The organism is Rhodococcus sp. IEGM1428, from assembly GCF_050321865.1.
Taxonomy (GTDB): Bacteria; Actinomycetota; Actinomycetes; order Mycobacteriales; family Mycobacteriaceae; genus Rhodococcoides.
Map to the genome: position 1 here is coordinate 1,825,928 of NZ_JBNQFW010000001.1, position 18,366 is coordinate 1,844,293.

The 18,366-nt window shown below is 62.3% G+C and carries 17 protein-coding genes and 1 pseudogene; 5 read left to right on the top strand and 13 right to left on the bottom strand.

All coding sequences use genetic code 11. From position 1 onward, the window contains the following. Positions 1-9: 9 nt before the first annotated feature. Genes couM through ACQR3T_RS08375 form a run of 3 tightly spaced genes read right to left on the bottom strand, consistent with a single transcriptional unit; the run spans position 10 to position 2,278 of the window. Entirely contained in the window at positions 10-471 is a 462-nt protein-coding gene (gene couM, locus ACQR3T_RS08365) for a p-hydroxycinnamoyl-CoA hydratase (RefSeq protein ID WP_428693004.1), read from the bottom strand. Next, on the bottom strand, positions 468-1,373 hold the full coding sequence (gene couO, locus ACQR3T_RS08370; protein ID WP_428693005.1) for a 4-hydroxyphenyl-beta-ketoacyl-CoA hydrolase: 906 nt from the start codon (positions 1,371-1,373) through the stop codon (positions 468-470). The genes couM and couO overlap by 4 nt, the downstream gene beginning before the upstream one ends. Next, positions 1,370-2,278: an SDR family NAD(P)-dependent oxidoreductase gene (locus ACQR3T_RS08375; protein WP_428693006.1), complete on the bottom strand. Its 909-nt coding sequence runs from the start codon at positions 2,276-2,278 to the stop codon at positions 1,370-1,372. The genes couO and ACQR3T_RS08375 overlap by 4 nt, the downstream gene beginning before the upstream one ends. A gap of 100 nt (positions 2,279-2,378) precedes the next feature. On the opposite strand from ACQR3T_RS08375, the gene ACQR3T_RS08380 reads away from it, so the two are divergent. Further along, positions 2,379-2,804 (top strand): MarR family winged helix-turn-helix transcriptional regulator, encoded by a 426-nt coding sequence (locus ACQR3T_RS08380; RefSeq protein WP_428693007.1) that lies wholly within the window; start codon positions 2,379-2,381, stop codon positions 2,802-2,804. A 69-nt stretch (positions 2,805-2,873) separates the two neighbouring features. Here ACQR3T_RS08380 and ACQR3T_RS08385 read toward each other — a convergent pair whose 3' ends face one another. Next, positions 2,874-3,497, bottom strand: coding sequence for a PadR family transcriptional regulator (locus ACQR3T_RS08385; RefSeq protein ID WP_428693008.1), 624 nt, complete (start codon positions 3,495-3,497; stop codon positions 2,874-2,876). Positions 3,498-3,617: 120 nt separating this feature from the next. Between ACQR3T_RS08385 and ACQR3T_RS08390 the strand changes: the two genes are divergently transcribed. Beyond that, entirely contained in the window at positions 3,618-4,739 is a 1,122-nt protein-coding gene (locus tag ACQR3T_RS08390; RefSeq protein WP_428693009.1) for a Rieske 2Fe-2S domain-containing protein, read from the top strand. A gap of 1 nt (position 4,740) precedes the next feature. After that, a complete protein-coding gene (locus ACQR3T_RS08395; protein WP_428693010.1) occupies positions 4,741-5,709 on the top strand; it encodes a PDR/VanB family oxidoreductase in 969 nt (322 codons plus the stop codon). Between the two features lie 428 nt (positions 5,710-6,137). Here the strand turns inward: ACQR3T_RS08395 and ACQR3T_RS08400 are convergent, their stop codons facing one another. From ACQR3T_RS08400 to ACQR3T_RS08415, 4 genes are all read right to left on the bottom strand, one after another. Continuing rightward, complete coding sequence (locus ACQR3T_RS08400) at positions 6,138-7,055, bottom strand: alpha/beta fold hydrolase (RefSeq protein WP_428693011.1); 918 nt, start codon at positions 7,053-7,055, stop codon at positions 6,138-6,140. Then, complete coding sequence (locus ACQR3T_RS08405) at positions 7,048-8,538, bottom strand: AMP-binding protein (RefSeq protein WP_428693012.1); 1,491 nt, start codon at positions 8,536-8,538, stop codon at positions 7,048-7,050. The genes ACQR3T_RS08400 and ACQR3T_RS08405 overlap by 8 nt, the downstream gene beginning before the upstream one ends. Before the next feature lie 5 nt (positions 8,539-8,543). Further along, positions 8,544-9,263, bottom strand: coding sequence for an alpha/beta fold hydrolase (locus ACQR3T_RS08410; protein WP_428693094.1), 720 nt, complete (start codon positions 9,261-9,263; stop codon positions 8,544-8,546). A gap of 62 nt (positions 9,264-9,325) precedes the next feature. Continuing rightward, positions 9,326-9,976, bottom strand: a complete 651-nt coding sequence (locus ACQR3T_RS08415; RefSeq protein WP_428693013.1) for a TetR/AcrR family transcriptional regulator — start codon at positions 9,974-9,976, stop codon at positions 9,326-9,328. 247 nt (positions 9,977-10,223) lie between these two features. On the opposite strand from ACQR3T_RS08415, the gene ACQR3T_RS08420 reads away from it, so the two are divergent. Together ACQR3T_RS08420 and ACQR3T_RS08425 are read left to right on the top strand one after the other, a co-directional pair. Then, entirely contained in the window at positions 10,224-11,144 is a 921-nt protein-coding gene (locus ACQR3T_RS08420) for an oxidoreductase (protein WP_428693014.1), read from the top strand. Continuing rightward, the gene (locus ACQR3T_RS08425) at positions 11,141-12,139 is read left to right on the top strand and encodes an AraC family transcriptional regulator ligand-binding domain-containing protein (RefSeq protein WP_428693015.1); all 999 of its coding nucleotides are present in this window, start codon (positions 11,141-11,143) and stop codon (positions 12,137-12,139) included. Before ACQR3T_RS08420 ends, ACQR3T_RS08425 begins: the two co-directional genes overlap by 4 nt. Before the next feature lie 128 nt (positions 12,140-12,267). On the opposite strand, the gene ACQR3T_RS08430 is transcribed toward ACQR3T_RS08425, so the two are convergent. The 5 genes and pseudogenes from ACQR3T_RS08430 to ACQR3T_RS08450 form a co-directional block, all read right to left on the bottom strand. Then, the gene (locus ACQR3T_RS08430; protein ID WP_428693016.1) at positions 12,268-12,753 is read right to left on the bottom strand and encodes an acyl-CoA thioesterase; all 486 of its coding nucleotides are present in this window, start codon (positions 12,751-12,753) and stop codon (positions 12,268-12,270) included. A gap of 206 nt (positions 12,754-12,959) precedes the next feature. Beyond that, on the bottom strand, positions 12,960-14,102 hold the full coding sequence (locus tag ACQR3T_RS08435) for an acyl-CoA dehydrogenase family protein (protein WP_428693017.1): 1,143 nt from the start codon (positions 14,100-14,102) through the stop codon (positions 12,960-12,962). A gap of 126 nt (positions 14,103-14,228) precedes the next feature. Next, complete coding sequence (locus ACQR3T_RS08440; RefSeq protein WP_428693018.1) at positions 14,229-15,725, bottom strand: aldehyde dehydrogenase family protein; 1,497 nt, start codon at positions 15,723-15,725, stop codon at positions 14,229-14,231. 69 nt (positions 15,726-15,794) lie between these two features. Next, on the bottom strand, positions 15,795-17,582 hold the full coding sequence (locus ACQR3T_RS08445) for an AMP-dependent synthetase/ligase (RefSeq protein WP_428693019.1): 1,788 nt from the start codon (positions 17,580-17,582) through the stop codon (positions 15,795-15,797). A gap of 153 nt (positions 17,583-17,735) precedes the next feature. Then, positions 17,736-18,366 (bottom strand): annotated as a pseudogene (locus ACQR3T_RS08450) (pyridine nucleotide-disulfide oxidoreductase); the annotation flags it as partial.

An 18,366-nucleotide genomic window follows, 5' to 3' on the forward strand; every position in this document is an offset into this window, starting at 1 on the left:
TCCGTGATCTCAGTCGAACATGCGGTAGACGGCCTCGACGACGACCGCGGGTCGCTCGCTGCCTTCAAGCTCGATCGTCCCGGCGACGGTCAACTGAGCCCCGCCCTTGGGGAGCTCCTCGTAGCCCTTCAGAGTCGCGGCCAGACGCACTCGGCCACCGGCGGGGACCGGGTTGGTGAACCGGACCTTGTTCAGGCCGTAGTTGATCTTCGTGGTCACGCTGTCGACGACGAGCACTTCTTCCCACATCGGAATGATCAGCGACAGGGTCAGATAGCCGTGGGCGATCGGGCCACCGAAGGGGCTCTCGGCCTTGGCACGCTCGGGATCGACGTGAATCCACTGATGGTCGTCGGTGGCGTCGGCGAAGGTATCGATTCGCGGCTGCGCAACCTCGATCCACGAGCTGGTTCCCAATTCGGTGCCTTCGAGGTTCTTCAACTCGGCGAGAGTGGCGACGCGCGTGGTCATGGTGTCTCCTTGGCGGACAGGCCGAGTGCGGCCAGTGCATTGGTCTTGAACACGAGTGAACGGATCTCGTCCTTGATGTCGAGCTCGGCGAAGTCCTTCATCCAACGATCCGGTGTCAGCACCGGAAAATCGGAACCGAACAACACCTTTCGCTTCAGCATGGAATTTGCCGCCCGCACCAACTGGGGCGGGAAGTACTTCGGTGACCAGCCCGACAGGTCGATGTACACGTTCGATTTGTGCGTGGCGATCGAGATCTGCGCATCCGCCCAGGGCACCGCAGGGTGCGCCATGATCACCGTCAGATTCGGGAAATCCGCAGCGACATCGTCGAGCAACATCGGATCCGAGTAGCGCAACTTGATGCCGTGCCCACCGGGAAGTCCCGCGCCGATACCGGTCTGGCCGGTGTGGAACAGCGCGGGCACACCGGCCTCGGTGATGGCCTCGTACAGCGGATAGAAACGCCGATCGTTCGGCTCGAAGCCTTGCATGCTGGGGTGGAATTTGAAGCCGCGAACACCGAACTCCTCGACGAGGCGATGCACCCGCCGCACCGCTGCTTTGCCCTGCCATGGATCGACCGAGCCGAAGGGAATCAGCACGTCGTTGTGGCGGGCCGCCCCCTCTGCAATTTCTTCCACCGAGTTCGGCGAATGCCCGGACGCTGCACCGGCATCGACGGTGAACACCACCGCAGCCATGCTGCGGGCGCGGTAATACTCGGCGATCGCGTCGATGCCGGGGGTGCGCTCTTCACCCGACTTGAAGTATTTCTCCGACGCCGCCATCAACTCGTCGTCGAGCGAACGGTGCCCGCAACCGTCGATCTCCACATGGGTGTGCACATCGAGTGCGACGATCGCGTCGAAGTCGATGGCGCACTGATATTTCGAGCTCATCGCGCCGGCTCGACGGGGAGATTCTCGCCGACCGACTCGAGGCTGTTCGCGAACGTCGACGGCCACGCAGCGGCGATGTCCTCGGCCGACCAGCCACCGTCGTGGTAGCTCGTGGCGATCATGTCCGGATGCGTCCACAGCGCCAGACGATCGCCGCCGATCGCGAATGCCTGACCGGTCACATCTGCACTCGCATCGCCCGCCAGGAACGAGACGATCCCTGCCGCGTCCGCAGGGGTGCCGAAGCCGAGTTCACGACGGGCGAACGGCGGCAACGCATCTCCGTTACGCATGGCCTCGATGTACGGCTGCAGGAACGGCACGCTCTCGGTCATCGCCGTGGCCGCCACCGGGCACACCGCGTTCACGGTGACACCTGCACGCTGGAGCTCCATCGCCCAGGTACGCACCATGCCGACGATCCCAGCCTTGGAACCGGAGTAGTTGGTCTGGCCGAAGTTTCCACGCTGGCCGGCCGGAGAGCCGATGCACACGATCCGGCCACCCTCCCCCTGAGCGCGGAAGTGCACCGCTGCTTCACGTGCACAGGTGAACGTGCCGCGAAGGTGAACGTTGACCACGGCGTCGAAGTCGTCGTCGGTCATCTTCCACAACACCTTGTCGCGCAGGATTCCGGCGTTGGTGACCATGATGTCGAGGCGACCGAACGCCTCGACCGCCCCGGCAACCAACGTCTGTGCGGTCTCGGTGCTGCCGACCGGCGCCACGACCGCCACTGCCCGTCCACCCGCGTCGACGATCGAGGAGACAGCCGCGTCTGCTATCGCCTGGTCCACATCGTTGATCACGACTGCTGCACCGTTGCGCGCGAGGTCCTGGGCATACGCCAGACCGAGGCCCTGCCCGCTACCGGTGACGACGGCGACCTTGTTGTCGAGATTCATAGCTCTCTCCTATTCGTGGTTTCCGACTGAGAGAACCATCAATAATTGAAAAAGTCAATGATTTACGTTTGCTAGAATTATTGCCGAAGCGAGGAGCCTCATGACCGACATCGCCCCCCTGTCCGACGACATCGGATTTCTGCTGACCCGAGCCGGAACGTCACTGACGGCCGCCGCCAAAACGGCATTGGCACCCCTCGATCTGCGCGTACGTTCGTATTCCGCACTGGCCCTGGCCTGCGAGCATTCGGGCGGACTCGGGCAGCGACAGCTCGCCGAGGAACTCGGCCTCGACCCCAGTCAGATCGTGGCGTTGGTCGACGATCTGGAGGTCCGCGAACTGATCACCCGACGGGTCGACCCCACCGATCGACGAAACAAGCGAATCGACGCCACCGACGCCGGTCGCGAGCTGTGCGTCGACGCGCAACGCGCGCTGGCATCGACGCAGACAAACATCTTGTCCACCCTTGGCGACCAGGGTGTACGCGAACTACGCCAGGCGCTGCGCATGATCGTCGACTGAGCAGAGCCTGCAATCACCGCACGGGCGAACGCTGCGAACCACTTGCCACTAGAGCCCTGATCGTGATGATCATTCCGGTGTTCGATCGCAGACACCATCGTCACGGTTCGTCGAGGATTGAAGCCGATCGATCAGATCGATTCCGGCGGTGGCCCAATCAATCTCAGATACACCACGAGCAATCATTCCCGAATAGCTGAAGGCCTTGTAGGCGATGATCTTCTCGTGCTCCGATTCGGGGCGAGCCTGGAGTCGCCGCAAGATCGCAGGATCGGTCCGGTCCACGATGCCCGCTCGCACCGAGGTAAGCAGAGCAACCTGCTCTGTGTAGTAGGCGATATGCGTGCGAAGAATAAATCGCCCCTCGTCGGGGTCCGTCCATTCCAGGTATGCGGCTTGCATATGGTGCGCATCGCGCTCAGGAGTATGTTCCAACGGCGTGGACATCCAGCGCCGAAAGTCTTGGACGCCGGCGGCGGTGATGCGATATTGAGTCTTGGTGCTACGCGGTCCCCAGCGGATCTGCACTCCCTCGATCAGCCCATCGGCCTGCATCCGGCGCAGTTCGGGGTAAATCTGCGAGTCCGGCGCATGCCAGACATGGCCGACTGAACCACGAAATCTCTTCGCCGCGTCGTATCCGGTCACGGGACCGGCCGTAAGCAGTGCCAACAGCGCGTATCGGAGACTCATATCCCCTCAGAGGTTCGGCGATGCATTGCCAAACACTACATACATAGTTACTGTGTGCGTCACATCACTCACTAACTATGACAGTAGTTATTGGGAACACTGACCCTGCAAGGACATGACATGACCGATCTCGGCCCGGGCGGAGCAACCGCCAAGAACATGGCCTATCCCTCGAATGCGTGGTACGTCGCCGCCTGGGACTACGAACTGACCTCTGCGGGGCTGATCTCACGCACCATCGCAGGAACGCCGATGGCGCTCTACCGCACGGCGGGGGGGCGCCCCGTGGCATTGGCCGACGCTTGCTGGCATCGGCTGGCCCCGCTCTCGAAGGGAACCCGGGTCGGCACCGACGAAGTCCAGTGCCCGTATCACGGACTTCGATACAACTCGGCCGGGCGCTGCACGAGCATGCCAGCGCAGGACACGATCAATCCCTCAGCGATGGTCACATCGTTCCCGGTGCAAGAGCGCTACCGATACGTTTGGGTCTGGCCGGGCGATCCCACACTGGCCGACCCGGCAATGATCCCCGACATGTTCCAGATGGACTCGGTCGAATGGGCGGGCGATGGCCGCACCATCGAAGTGAACGCCAACTGGCAGTTGGTCCTGGACAATCTCATGGACCTCACCCACGAAGAGTTCGTCCATTCATCCACGATCGGCCAGGACGAACTGAGCGAATCCGACTTCGAGGTCACCCACGACGAACGCACGGTTACTGTGACGCGATGGATGCGGGGTATCGATCCTCCACCGTTCTGGCTCAAAAACATGCGGGACAAATTTCCCGACTTCGGCGGGAAGGTTGATCGCTGGCAGATCATCGAATTTCAAGCACCGGGGACTATCCGTATCGATGTCGGTGTCGCCAAAGCCGGTACCGGGGCACCGGATGGTGACCGGAGCCAAGGCGTGAATGGTTTCGTCATGAACACGATTTCGCCCGTCGACGAGAAAACAGCGCTGTACTTCTGGGCGTTCATGCGCAACTACCGGCTCCAGAGCCAGACCATCACAACGCAGCTTCGAGACGGTGTGCACGGAGTCTTCGGCGAAGACGAGGCAATGCTCACTGTGCAGCAGACCGCCATCGATGCCAACCCAAGCCACGAGTTCTACAACCTGAACATCGACGCCGGCGGAATGTGGGTTCGCCGCATCATTCAACGGATGATCGAAGCCGAACGTGCACACACCGGCAACCTGGACGCATTCGCCGCGGCAACGGTGAAGTGACATGACCGACAACAAAATCAACTGGCAACGCGGCACGATCCTGGCCGTCGAGCCCGCTGCTGAGCACATCGCGAAAATCGTCATCGGGACCGAAGAGCCTCACCGCGTCGTGCCCGGATCACACGTAGACATCCGGATCGACACAGGTAGCGTCCGTTCCTACTCGGTCGTCTCAGGAGCCAGCGACGGTCGAAGCATCACGTTGGGCGTGCACCTCTCCCCGACGTCACGTGGGGGTTCGCATTTCATGCACACCCTCGTACCCGGCGACGACCTGGCAGTGACCGCGCCGCTGCAGAATTTTCCGCTTCGTATCGGTGCCCCCCGGTACGTCCTACTCGCAGGAGGAATCGGGATCACCGCGATAGCGGCGATGGCGGCCGCCCTTCGCCGTATCGGCGCGGATTACCGGTTACACTACGTCGGTCGCAGCCGCAAAGGTATGGCATTTCTCCCAGACCTCGTTGCAACGCATGGAAACAGACTCTCTCTCCATGTCGACGACGAGGGAACAGGACTGGACGTCTCCGCTGTCGTTGCAGACGTCGACCAATCGGCCGAGTTGTACATGTGCGGGCCGATCCGGCTGATGGATGCGGTCCGGCGAGCATGGATCGATCGGGACCTGCCGTTACCGAACCTACGGTACGAAACATTCGGCAACAGCGGGTGGTTCGAGGCACAGGAGTTCATCGTGAACATCCCGCGCTTGGGCATCGAAACTACTGTCGCCGAGGGTGATTCATTGCTCGATGCACTCGAACGTGCAGGAGTCGACATGATGTTCGACTGCAGAAAAGGCGAGTGCGGGCTGTGTCAGGTCGACATACTCGACGTTCGAGGCAGTGTCGACCATCGCGATGTTTTCTTCAGCGAACTTCAGAAGGATGCCTGCCGCAAAATGTGCTCGTGCGTCTCGCGTGTCGCGAAATCTGATGGTCCGACCGTACTTACCCTCGACATCCCATGAGCTCCGGCTCGCCGTCAACGCGGATTCCACCTCGGTCCCGGTGACTTGTTCGATCATCGAAGGCTTTGCTACAAGGGTATTTCGTGACGATCTAAACGGTCGGTTCAGGCTTCTACTGCATTTGAGCGGTGAATTTTCCGTCAAAATTTTGTCTGACTCGTGTCGCCGAATTTGCCGAGGTGCGCAACGCTCACCCGACCGACGGTCTACGTGGAGTACGTAGCCGAAACGGAGGTTCTGGTCATGAGGGTCTTCGGCACCGCCCAGGCTAGAGGACCGGATAGAGGGACTGCCCCAACTGTGGTCGAGACCTGAGCTAGGAGGATCGCTCCTCACGTAGGAAGGATGTTGCTATGCCAAAGGCCTTCCCCAACGAGTTTCGCGGGACATCATCGCCGTCGCAGTGACTGCAGAGCAGCACCGCCCATTCACGACGACCTCGTGGCGGTCCTCGACCACACATCGGCAGCCACGAACCGTCGAACCGCGGAAGCGACCGACCCAGCGCCCTTGCCGAGAACGATCGAGTAGTGGTTGACGTCATCGATGTCAGCGAACTGCATGTGTGGAATCAGATCGCGGTGCGTGTCGAGCACGTCTTCGGCGTAAAGTGATTGGTCGTTCTGGAGCCCGCGAGGAGCCCTCAGGAACAACACCGGTTGCGTGATAGTACGCAAGGCACCGGGCACTGTCTCTCCGCGCATGTCGCTTTCGGTGTCGGCGACCACGGCGTCGATCTTGCAACTCGACCGAAATCCACCGACATCGGCAATCAGGTCTGTGTCGAAATAGCGCTCGAAGTAAGGCGACCAGTCGTCAGCCATGGCGGGGTGTGCACGCCAGAAGTCGATGTAGTCGTCTCGGGATAGGTAAGTGGTGGAGAGTCGGTCCATTGCCGGGCCGATCACCGCGGAGATGAGATCTTCAATAGGAAGTGCTGCGAGGGGGCCCAGATCGAGCGGTAAGCCACCGTCCACCAGGACCACCTCGGCAACCAACTCGGGGTAGCGAGCGGAGAGGACTGCTGCGACGAACCCGCCCATGGAATGCCCCACTACGGTGACCGGGCCCTGCGCGTGCATGTCGATGACGGTTGCCACATCGTCCGCGTGGGATGTCATCCCGTACGGTCCTTCGACGTCGCGGCTGCCGCCTCGACCGCGCAGATCTGGTGCCAACAGGGTGAAGTCGTCACCGAGTTCGTCGGCCAACGCGTGAAAGCAGGCATGATTGGCCGTGACGCCATGAAGCGCCAGAATAGTGCGCGGCCCGGTTCCCCAGCGTCCGACTGTCAGGTCACCACCTGCGACGGGGACGGTGAACAGATCGAACTCTGAATCAAACATGTGATTCTTCGTTCAAATTCGCGACGAGCTGTGCTTTCAGGACGCTGCGGCGGACCTTGCCGGCGTCGTCTCGGAACGGATGCTCGGAGATGGTGAACGAGCGCGGCACCTTGTACGAGGCCAGAATTCGCTGCATATGGGAACGAAGCTCGACAGGCTCGACGTAGCTGCGAAGCTGCACGAACGCGTGCGGGACCTCCCCCATCTCGTCGTGGGGACGGCCTACGACGCACGCGTCGAGGATCGCGGGGTGTTCCATGAGGGCGCTCTCTATTTCGGCCGGGTACACGTTCGCTCCGCCGACCAGTATCATGTCGGTTTCGCGGTCGCCCAGGTACAGGTAACCGTCCACGTCGGTCCAGCCGACGTCGCCGAGGGTTTCCCAGCCCTGTTCGTCGACAGTTGCTGATGCGCCGATGTATTCGTACGTCGGCGGGGTGCCAGGGGTACGACGCATCCAGATGCGTCCGACCTGACCGCTCTCGACGACCGATCCAGAATCGTCCCTGACCTGGATCTGGCCCGCGACGGCGGTGCCGACAGAACCGGGGTGCGTCAGCCAGGAGTCACCGCGGATGGTGGTGAGGGCCTGAGCTTCCGTGCCGGCGTACAACTCCCAGACTTTCTTTGCCCCGAGCCAAGTGATGAACCAGTGCTTGAGCTCCCGGGGGCACGGTGCAGCCATGTGCATCAGGACCTGGATGCTCGACACGTCGAACCGTTCCCTTACGTTGCTGGGAAGGTGCCGAACTCGCCCCATCATCGTCGGAACGGCGTAGATCCACGTAACGTGATGGCGCTCGACCTGTGCGAGTAGTTCTTCCGCGTCGAAGCGGGGCATGACCACGACGTGAGCACCCCGCAGGAGCGACAGTGTGGCCGCCATGAACGGTGCATTGTGCGACATCGGTGCCGTGATCAGGGACGTACCGTCTTCGCCGGGAAGGTTGAGGATGTCCGCGAACGCCTCGATGGACTCCCACACTCCGGGCGTTCCAGCCAGTATGATCTTCGGGCGACCGGTGCTGCCGCCCGATGTCGGTGCTTTCCACGCCGGTGGGACCTGAGGGGGGAGCGGGTCCGCCGACGTGGAAGGCACCGAATCGACGTCGATGGAAACGATCTCGATTCCCGTCGGGAACAGCGCAGGATCGAGCCCGATGACGACTCGAGGACGGGAGAGGCGAAGGATTTCGGTCAACTCACGTTCGGGCAGCTTCGGACTCAGCGGTTGAGGAACGGCACCGAGAGCCCAGATCGCGCACGTCGCGACAATGTGGTTCAGGTCGTTCGGGAGCACGATGGCGACCAAGTCGCCTCGAATGACTCCACGCGATTTCAAGTTGCGTGCAAGATATTCTGCCTGGGTCACAAGTTCGCTGCGCGTGATCGACGCACTCGAACAAGTGGCCGCGGGCTTGTCAGGGAATGCTTCGGCAAGGCCCCGGACACGCTCGAAAAGAGGCGTTTCGATCGTGTTCATGTTCACTATGCCTTCGTTTGCGCGGACTTGTGGAGGAAATCGATGACGGCGTCGCAGGTCGCCTCAGAGTCAGTGGCCATGAAGTTGTGGCCGGCGCGCGGGAACACGACACTCGACGAATTCGGGATGAGGTCTGCTAGCTCAGTGCCCCAAGCCAGCGGGATCACCTGGTCGAGCGCACCATGGAGTACGAGAGTTGTGTGTCGCAGCGCCCTCAGGTCGTCGGGACGCACAGTGTTCGTCGACATCGCGTGGGCTTGTCCGATCAGCCCCTGGTAGCTGGTTCGCTCTCCCGCCAGCACAGTCAGGTCGCGTCGAATGTCAGGGGTAGCGCGGATTTGTCCGTACAGCAATTTGCGCCCGGCAAAGTTCGTCAGCCTGTCCGGGATGCGGTAGCCGAGACGTCGAAGTGGTGTGACCCTGGTTCGTTCGGCGGTGAAGAGCCCCGTGCAGCCCAGCACGAGACGGTCGACGCGCTCGGGGTGAGATACGGCGAGGTCTTGGGCGATGGCCCCACCCATGGAAACACCGAAAACGTGGGCACGCCGCACACCGGCAGCATCGAGGACAGCGAGAGCATCTGCGCTCATCGCCGACAACGTATACGGCTGAGATGGCGTCGCACTTTCCCCTGCACCTCGATTGTCCAGAGCGATGACGCGAAACTCTTGCCGTAGTCGCTCGATTACGGGATGCCACATTCGGCGGGACCACCGGTGCCCCATGACCAGCAGTAGGTCCGGTCCGTCCCCGGTTTGGTCCCAAGCTATCCGCGTGCCGGTGGTATCTACGAAGCTGGCCACGGTGCCACCATCCTCATAACCAGAGCTGAATAGTGGTCTGCAAGCGCGTCTGCGTTCACCGGAACTGAATCGCTCGGGAACCAGTGAGCGGCCTGCCGCCCGAGGGCTGCCACCGCCGCAGCAGTCACGTCCACACGTAGGAGCTGAAACTCGCCCGAGGCCTGACCACGCTCGAGGATGTCGATCAACATCGCCACAGCCTGACTCCGCAGCGCGAGGGCGGGTGCCGCGACGGTCTCGGGCAGCGCATGCATCTCGGCATTCGCTACGACGGCGAGGCGAGCGTACTCACAATGGAAATGGACGTGTGCCCTGGCGAGGGCTTCGAGTTGCGCACGTGGGTGGCCGGCGCTGCTTAGAACGGCCTTCAGGAGGCGGGCGTGATGCGCGCGATGTCCAATCGTCACCAATTCGACCAGGATCGCTTCCTTGCTCTCGAAGTGGGAGTACAGGGTCGCCGAGTTCAGCTTGACAGCAGAAGCGATATCCCGGATGGACGTCGCCCCGTATCCGACCTCGGCGAAACGGTCCAGGGCCGCGAGAACTATGCGTTCCCGAGTTCCGCTGAACTCGAATTCAGGCGGCAAATGCCCGTTTGCTGGAGTGGAGCTGACACGGGCCGTCAGAATGCTCATGAACCTACCGATCGATTGGTCAAACTATATTTCAGGTGCTCGTAGCCGTGAATGCGAAAGTACACAGCCAATCGATCGATTGCAATCGTCCGAGGAATTCCTGTTGGTTCTGGCCGAGTGGTCTGAGCCATCAGTCGTCGCGGACGGTTTCCAGTCCGCGGCGAGGCCTGCGAGGTCGGCGCGATCGGACACAAGCTTGGCGCGATCGGACACTGCGTTCGACCCTTTTGCCTTCTACGGTTGCATCATGGTCTTCACCGCATCCTCGATACCTGATCTCACCGGAATTCATGCCGTCGTGACCGGCGCGAACGGCGGTCTCGGGCTCGAGACGGCAAAAGCATTGGCAGCTAGGAACGCGCACGTGTTCATGGCGGTGCGCAACCGGGGCAAGGCCGAAGCGGCTGAGGCTGCGATCCGCGCGGAGAATCCCACTGCGGAACTAACATTGATCGATCTCGACCTGGGGTCGCTTGAGTCGATCGCCGCAGCTGCCGAGTCCATCCGCGCCGCGACTCCTGTGGTCGACCTACTGATCAACAACGCCGGTGTCATGGCCACACCGGAGGGTCGAACAGCTGACGGGTTCGAGACACAGTTAGGGACCAATCATCTCGGTCATTGGGCTTTGACCGCCCACCTCATGCCCGCACTGGTGGCTGCGAGAGGCGCTCGTGTCGTGAGCGTTACCAGCACCGCCCACCACATCGGCAAGCCGATCAACCCTGAGAACCCGCACCTCGAGGGCGTGTACACGCCGTGGGGTGCCTATGGACAGTCGAAGTTGGCGAACTACCACTTCGCGCTCGGCCTCGAACGAAAGTTCAGGGCCGCGAACGTTCGCGCCAAGAGCCTCATGGCGCACCCAGGTCTTTCGAACACGAACTTGCAATCGACAACCACCGCGCTCGGTGGAGCGGGCGGTTCGGGACCGTTCTTCGAGAAGGTCGCGAGGTTCACCGGCATGAAGGCCCCGGTGGGTGCACGCCCACAGCTACGAGCAGCTACCGACCCAAAAGCACTGGGAGGCCAGTTGTACGGTCCACTGTTCGTCAACAACGGCCCCGCCGTGCGTCGTCCACTCTTCCGTCCCGGTGCCGACGACGCCATCGCCGTCCTGTGGTCCGTGTCCGAACGCGAGACCGGGATACCTATGGTCATCTCGTGACCCGTGGATACCGGGTCGGTCCCGGACACGCGGTCATGATCATAGACCTCGGGATGGATCCCGCTCTTGTCCTGCAACACGTTCGGCTACCGGCTTCGGTGTTCGAGCAGGAGACGTGGCTGACGCCGGAGCAGTACTACAGTTTGTGGACCGTCGTGAACCAGGAGTTCCCTGGAGATGATCTTGCTGTCCACGTGGTGCAAGCACTCACCGTGGAGGCGTTCGATCCGGTGTTGTTCGCCGGTTTGTGTTGCGACGATCTGAGGTCCGCTGCCGCACGGATCGCGGTGCACAAGCGACTGATCGGACCGATGGAACTCGACGTGGCCGAAACTTCCGGCCGCCTGCGCTTGAGCATGCACTACGCCGGACCTCCGCCACCGGCGGTGGTCGTGGAGGCCGAGGTGCTCTTCTGGCTGGCATTCGTGCGGATCGGGACGCGGACGCGCGTACGCCCTCAGTCGCTGCACCTGCCCGCTCCACGAACAGACTCGGCACGGCTCGCCGCGTTCGTCGACGGCGCACCCATGGTCCGGTCGAAATCGATAGCCATCGACTTCTCGCCGACAGACGCGACAAGACCGTTCGTCACCCGCAACAGTGAGATGTGGTCGATTCTCGAGCCCGAACTCCGTCGTTCACTCGACGCTCTCACCGCTCGGGAGACAACCTCGGCACGAGTCTCCTTTGCTCTGATCGAGTCCTTGGCAGCCGGTGCCGACACCATTGCACACGTCGCGAAAGAACTGGCAGTGAGTCCGCGGACGCTGCAACGCCAACTGGCAAGTGAAGCCACCACCTTCGCGCAGATCCTTGCCACGACCCGCGAGCGTTTGGCTCTGCACTACCTGCAACACACGTCGCTGACCAACACAGAGATCGCGCTACTCCTCGGCTTCGACGAGCCGTCGTCGTTCCACCGCGCCTTCCATCTGTGGACGGGACAGACCCCGGGATCGAGCCGGATGGGCACGGAGATCGTGGCACAAGGGTGAGGTTTATCGCCTACGCCATCCTCGAACGGGAATACATACCGGCGGCGAGGATCAGGCGACGGCCTTCAGTCCCGGGAATTCGGCGCGAACTGGCTCGAATCCCGACCAGGCTGGCCCGATGGCCTGCGTCATACCGATCCCCAGCCGACGAGGACGCTTCGAAGGGTCTCCAGGGAGTTTCCGCGGAGCGGCACCGGACCCGTCTCGTCGACCTGAACGAGCACCGTGTTGCACACACTCACGCAGTTCGCATCGTCGAACAAGGCAGACGATGCGACGAAGGATGTCCGGCCGATACGTGCGACACCAACGCCTGTTCGGAGCACTGTGGGCCAGCGCGCCTCGGCCAGGAAATGGACGACGTTCTGCGATGCGACCAGGCGGATCGGTTGCGCCGGGTCGTATGCGCCGGGGAACACCCGCGCTACGAGTTCGGCGCGCGCATTCTCGTGCATCGACTCGAGAGCGATGTTGTTCACGTGGGCGTTCGCGTCCATGTCTGCATAGCGCGCAGAGATGGAACTGACCACCGGATATGCCGCGAAGACGCACCGCCGCGGATCCGGTCGCGCTGCCGTGTCCACAGGAACGTGTTGCGAGGGTCGGTCGTTCAATACCGTTTCCGTTCAGTAGGTAGCCTGGAAAGACCGGATCCCAACGGATACGGGAGCCACTTTCGTCCCGCCCACGTCGATGCAATAGATCGGACGCGTGGTTGCGGGGTAGACCTCGGCGTGAAATCCGAGCCCGGGCACACGAAGGGCGACGCTGCAGTTACCAGCGGCCGCCGTCGTCGTGTTCGGAGTCTTCGCAGGTGTCGTCAGAGGTTCAACCCGCGGCCGATGATCTCCTTCATGATCTCGGTGGTGCCGCCGTAGATCGTCTGGACGCGAGAGTCCATGTAAGCCTTGGCGATCGGGTATTCCTTCATGTAGCCGTAGCCGCCGTGCAATTGCAGGCACCGGTCGATCAGCTTGACCTGATTCTCGGTGGTCCACCACTTCGCCATCGCGGCTTCCTGGACTGTCAACTTGCCTTCGTTGAGCAGTTCGATGAACTTGTCCACCATGATTCGGGTGGCGGTGGTTTCGGTGGCCAACTCTGCCAACACGAATCGGGTGTTCTGGAACTTGCCGATCGATCTTCCGAATGCCTTGCGGTCGCGGCAGTACTGGATCGTCGCCTCGAGCGTGGATTCCATGGAGGCCGCGGCGACGACGGCGATCGAGAGCCGTTCCTGAGGCAGGTTCTGCATCAGGTAGATGAAACCCATGCCCTCTTCACCAAGCAGGTTGGCCGCAGGAACGCGCACGTCGGTGAAGCTGAGTTCCGCGGTGTCCTGGGCCTTCATACCGATCTTGTCCAGGTTGCGACCGCGCTCGAACCCAGGCATGTCTCGTTCGACAGCGAACAGCGAGAAACCCTGGGCACCCTTCTCCGGATCGGTAACCGCCACGACGATAATCAGATCGGCGTTGATTCCGTTGGTGATGAACGTCTTCGACCCGTTCAATATCCAGTCGTCGCCGTCGCGCACGGCTTTGGTCTTGATGCCTTGCAAGTCGCTCCCGGTACCCGGCTCGGTCATGGCTATTGCGGTGATCAACTCGCCCGAACAGAACCCGGGCAGCCAACGCTGCTTCTGCTCGTCGTTGGCCGAGGCGATCAAATACGGTGCTACGACGTCGTTGTGAAGCGAGAACCCGATACCGCTGTAACCGCCCGCCGTATTTTCCTCGGTGATGATGACACTGTAACGGTAGTCCGCGACGCCTCCACCGCCGTACTGCTCCGGTACGTCCATACCCAGGAAGCCCTGCTTCCCGGCCTCGACCCAGACGCCTCGGTCGACGATGTTCTGCTCTTCCCACTTCGCATGGTTGGGGGCTACGTGCTGTTCGAGAAACTTTCGGTAAGAGCTGCGGAACAGGTCGTGCTCGGGTTCGAACAAAGTGCGCATCATGATTCTCCTCGGCGTATATGTGGTCGGATGGTCTGGTGATCAGATTCGGAAGGGCCGGCGTCGACGACGATCGCGCACACTATCTTTGCTGCCTGATAGTCGCGTGATTCCATCGAGAGTGATTGCTCAACCTCGTCCGTGCCGAAGCTTCAGTGCCAGCACCGAGATCTTCACGTTCCGTGCTTTGCGGTTCATGGTCAGCAGATCGACTGGTGCTGCGAAGCCCTGCACAGTCAGTGATTTCACTGTGCTGAACTCGCGAAGGCCATCAGCTCCGTGAATGCGGCCGAATCCCGAGTCACCCGTTCCGCCGAACGGTAATGCCGGGACTGCCGCGAAGCCGAGCACCGAATTGACCGTCACTACACCGCAATCGAGCTTCTCGGCAGCGCGTCGACCGACAGCAGCATCCTTGGTGAACACCGATGCGCCGAGTCCGTACTTGGATGCGTTGGCGCGGGCGATGGCTTCCTCCAGATTGCGGACCTTGTTGACGACGACCGTGGGGCCGAACGTCTCTTCGGTGATCGCAGTGGAATCCTCGGGCACGTCGGTGAGAACAACCGGGTCGACGTACGGCCCGTGCAATGAATCGAGACCGCCGACAACGACTTTGCCGCCTTTGGCCAGGGCGTCCTCGATCTGGCCGCGGACGATGTCGCTCTGCTTGCCCAGCGTCATCGGGCCGTAGGACGAGGTCTTTGTTCCGCCGGGCTTCAAAGCCCTGACAGCGGAGGCGAATTCGGCAACGAATCGGTCGTACACCGGAGCAGCGACATAGATGCGTTCGACGCCCGCGCAGGTCTGGCCGGCATTGCCCATCGCGCCGAACGTCGCGAACTCGACTGCTGCAGCGATGTTCGCGTCGGAGTCGACCAGCATGGCGTCTTTGCCGCCGCATTCGGCGACCAGAGGGGTCAACGATTTCGCGCACGTGGCCATCACCTTCTTGGCCGTAGCGGTGGACCCGGTGAAGGCAATCTTGTCGACGCCGGATTCGACCAGGGCTGTACCGGTGGACCCGTCGCCGGTCACGGTCTGGAAGACCGGATGCGGGGCGGCCAGCGACGCCCACTTCTCGGCCAGCCACACTCCGACGCCCGGCGTGAGTTCGCTCGGCTTGAACACGACGGTGTTGCCTGCGGCCAGTGCGTAAGCGATCGAACCCATCGGCGTAAAGACAGGGTAGTTCCAAGGACCGATGACGCCGACGACACCGAACGGGCGGTATCCCACATACGCCTTCTGATTGACGGCCAGCAGACCCGATCCGACCTTGCGCTGTTTGAGGGTCTTCTCGGCGTTGCGTGCCGCCCAATCGATGTGTTCGACGCCCAGCTGGATCTCCAGGATCGCGTCGTCGTCGGGCTTGCCGGTTTCGGCGGTGATGACGGCGGCGAGGCTCGCTGCGTCGCGGGCAATGGCGGATTTGTATTTCAGCAACCATGTTCTGCGGCCTGCGAAGCCGAGTGCGTCCCACCACGTAGCGGCAGAGCGCGCGCGGGCCACCGCGAACTCGACGTCGGCCGTATCTGCGATCGGATATGTCGCGAGTGCGAGACCCGTTCTGGGATCCAGACTTTCGAAGGTTCGCTCGTTCACTCGATCTATCTGATCTGTCATGGTCTGTGTCCTCCAGCGGATCGCATCACATCGTTCTGTGTGATGGGTGTTGTCTGTTATGCGCTCGATCTACGAGTAGATGGCCTCGATGTCGCTGCCACGCTCGGAGTGGATGATGTTGCGCTTGAGCTTCATCGTCGGGGTGAGCTCTCCGGTTTCGACGGTGAAGTCGTTCTCGAGGATCGTGTACTTCTTGATCTGCTCCGGGTTCGAGACCTTCTTGTTGGCCTCGGCCACGGCCTTGTCGATCTCGGCGACGAGGTCGGCGTTCTTGGACAGTTCCGAGAACGGGATGTCGGCGGAGAGGTTGTGGCGTTCGAGCCAACCCGGCATCGCCTCGGGGTCGAGGGTGATCAGGGCACCGATGAATGGCTTGGCGTCGCCGACGACGAGGCATTGACTGATGATCGCGTTGGCGCGCAGGGCGTCCTCGAGTACTGCGGGCGCGACGTTCTTGCCGCCTGCGGTGACGATGATCTCCTTCTTGCGGCCGGTGATCGAGACGAAGCCCTCCTGGTCGATCGCGCCGAGGTCACCGGTGTGGAACCAGCCGTCGACGATCGCTTCGGCGGTGGCCTTCTCGTTGTGCCAGTAGCCGCTGAACACCACCGGGCCCTTGAGCAGCAGTTCGCCGTCCTCGGCAACCTTCACCGCGTGGCCGTCGATGGGCTTGCCCACGGTGCCGACGCGCTGTTCCTTGGTGGTGTTGACGGTGACGGCCGCGCTGGTTTCGGTCAGTCCGTAGCCCTCGTAGACAGGGACGCCTGCCCCGCGGAAGAAGTGCCCGAGGCGCGCGCCGAGGGGGCCGCCGCCCGAGACCGCGCGGTCGCAGTTGCCGCCGAGGGCAGCCCGCAGCTTGGAGTAGACGAGCTTGTCGAAGACCGTGTGCTTGAGATTGAGGACCAGGCCTGCGCCGCCCTTCTCCTGGGCCTCGCTCCACTCGATGGCCGTCGCGGCGGCCTTGTCGAAGATGCTGCCCTTGCCGCCGTCGTGTGCCTTCTGCTTGGCCGAGTTGTAGACCTTCTCGAACACGCGTGGCACCGAGAGAATGAAGTTCGGCTTGAAGACGGCGAACTGATCCACCAGGGTCGATACGTCCGAGGTGTGGCCCACGGTCACCTTCGACTCGAACGAGCCGAACGACACCGCGCGGGCGAACGCATGCGCCATCGGGAGGAACATCAACGTGCGGTTGCCCTCGCGCATGGAGTCGTGCAACGCGATCTGGGTGGCCTGGACCTCGGCGTAGAAGTTCGCATGCGTGAGCTGCACACCTTTGGGGCGGCCCGTGGTGCCCGAGGTGTAGATCAAGGTGGCCGGGGAAGCAGCGGTGACCTGGTGGCGACGGGTGTGCACGTCCTCGTCGCTCACTCCGGCACCGCGGGTGGTCAGCTCGTCGATGGCACCGGCGTCGATCTGGAGAACCTCGCGCAGATCCTGGGCACCTTCGGTGACCTCCTTGAGGGCCGACGCATGCTTCGCGGTTTCGACGACGAGCAACTTCGTCGCCGAGTCCTCGAGAATCCACTGGGCCTGGTCGGCCGAGGAGGTCTCGTAGATCGCGACGGTGCATCCGCCCGCAGTCCAGATGGCGTAGTCGAGAACGACCCATTCGTAGCGCGTCGCGCTGAGAATGGCGACACGGTCGCCCAGTTCGATGCCCGATGCGATCAGGCCCTTGGCCACTGCGGTGACCTCTTCGGCGAACTGGCCCGCGGTGACGTCGGTCCAGGTCCCGTTCACGAGGCGCTGGAACGGTACGAGGTTCGGCGATTCCTTCTCGTAACGGAAGACGGTGTCGGCCAGAGATACATCGTCGGGAATGGTGAACGTTTGTGAAACTGAAACTTCACGCATCATTGACCTCTTCGGTGACAGCTCGGTGGTCGTTTCGGCAAGTGGGAGAAGCCGGCCGAGCCGGATCGGAGTCGGCTGTTGCCGTCCACAGGCTTGAAATCTCCCGACGCTGTGAATGATTCGCGGAAGCCTCGCCTCCGCGGCCTCGTCGGGTCATGGGACGCGCACGGGTTCGGAAGCCTTGTTGGGCTCGGATGCCTTCAGCATGTCTTCGCGTTCGACGACTTTGACGCGTTCGCGGCCTTCTTCTTCGCCGAGTGAGCGTTCGTGTGCGTCGAGGCGGTACCAGCCGTCCCAGGTGGTGAAGGGAACCTGCTTGGTTTCGAGGAACGAGGTGACGGCGTCGAGGTCGGGCTCGGTGGCACCGGTGAAGTTCGGTGCGTCCTCGAGCAGGTTCGCGACGGTTTCGTTGGCGTCGCCCTTGGTGTGGCCGATGAGGCCGACGGGTCCGCGTTTGATCCAGCCGGTGACGTAGGTGGCGGGGACGGGAGTGGTGGAGTGCGGGGACTCGACGACGCGTCCGGCTTCGTTGGGGATGGTGCCGGCTTGTTCGTCGAAGGGGAGGGCGCTGATGTTCTGGCTGAGGTAGCCGACGGCGCGGTAGACGGCTTGGACGTCCCAGTCGTTGTATGTGCCGGTGCCGCGGACGTTGCCGGTGCCGTCGAGTTCGGTGCGTTCGGTGCGTAGTCCGACGACCTTGCCGTCCTCCCCGAGGACCTCGCTGGGCGACTCGAAGAAGTGCAGGAACAGTTTGTGGGGGCGGTTGCCGACGTCGCGGATGGCC

Excerpts from the sequence above, each read along its gene's own strand:
- couM (WP_428693004.1), bottom strand. The coding sequence starts at position 471 with ATGACCACGCGCGTCGCCACTCTCGCCGAGTTGAAGAACCTCGAAGGC.
- couO (WP_428693005.1), bottom strand. The coding sequence starts at position 1,373 with ATGAGCTCGAAATATCAGTGCGCCATCGACTTCGACGCGATCGTCGCA.
- ACQR3T_RS08375 (WP_428693006.1), bottom strand. The coding sequence starts at position 2,278 with ATGAATCTCGACAACAAGGTCGCCGTCGTCACCGGTAGCGGGCAGGGC.
- ACQR3T_RS08380 (WP_428693007.1), top strand. The coding sequence starts at position 2,379 with ATGACCGACATCGCCCCCCTGTCCGACGACATCGGATTTCTGCTGACC.
- ACQR3T_RS08385 (WP_428693008.1), bottom strand. The coding sequence starts at position 3,497 with ATGAGTCTCCGATACGCGCTGTTGGCACTGCTTACGGCCGGTCCCGTG.
- ACQR3T_RS08390 (WP_428693009.1), top strand. The coding sequence starts at position 3,618 with ATGACCGATCTCGGCCCGGGCGGAGCAACCGCCAAGAACATGGCCTAT.
- ACQR3T_RS08395 (WP_428693010.1), top strand. The coding sequence starts at position 4,741 with ATGACCGACAACAAAATCAACTGGCAACGCGGCACGATCCTGGCCGTC.
- ACQR3T_RS08400 (WP_428693011.1), bottom strand. The coding sequence starts at position 7,055 with ATGTTTGATTCAGAGTTCGATCTGTTCACCGTCCCCGTCGCAGGTGGT.
- ACQR3T_RS08405 (WP_428693012.1), bottom strand. The coding sequence starts at position 8,538 with ATGAACACGATCGAAACGCCTCTTTTCGAGCGTGTCCGGGGCCTTGCC.
- ACQR3T_RS08410 (WP_428693094.1), bottom strand. The coding sequence starts at position 9,263 with ATGGGGCACCGGTGGTCCCGCCGAATGTGGCATCCCGTAATCGAGCGA.
- ACQR3T_RS08415 (WP_428693013.1), bottom strand. The coding sequence starts at position 9,976 with ATGAGCATTCTGACGGCCCGTGTCAGCTCCACTCCAGCAAACGGGCAT.
- ACQR3T_RS08420 (WP_428693014.1), top strand. The coding sequence starts at position 10,224 with ATGGTCTTCACCGCATCCTCGATACCTGATCTCACCGGAATTCATGCC.
- ACQR3T_RS08435 (WP_428693017.1), bottom strand. The coding sequence starts at position 14,102 with ATGATGCGCACTTTGTTCGAACCCGAGCACGACCTGTTCCGCAGCTCT.
- ACQR3T_RS08440 (WP_428693018.1), bottom strand. The coding sequence starts at position 15,725 with ATGACAGATCAGATAGATCGAGTGAACGAGCGAACCTTCGAAAGTCTG.
- ACQR3T_RS08445 (WP_428693019.1), bottom strand. The coding sequence starts at position 17,582 with ATGCGTGAAGTTTCAGTTTCACAAACGTTCACCATTCCCGACGATGTA.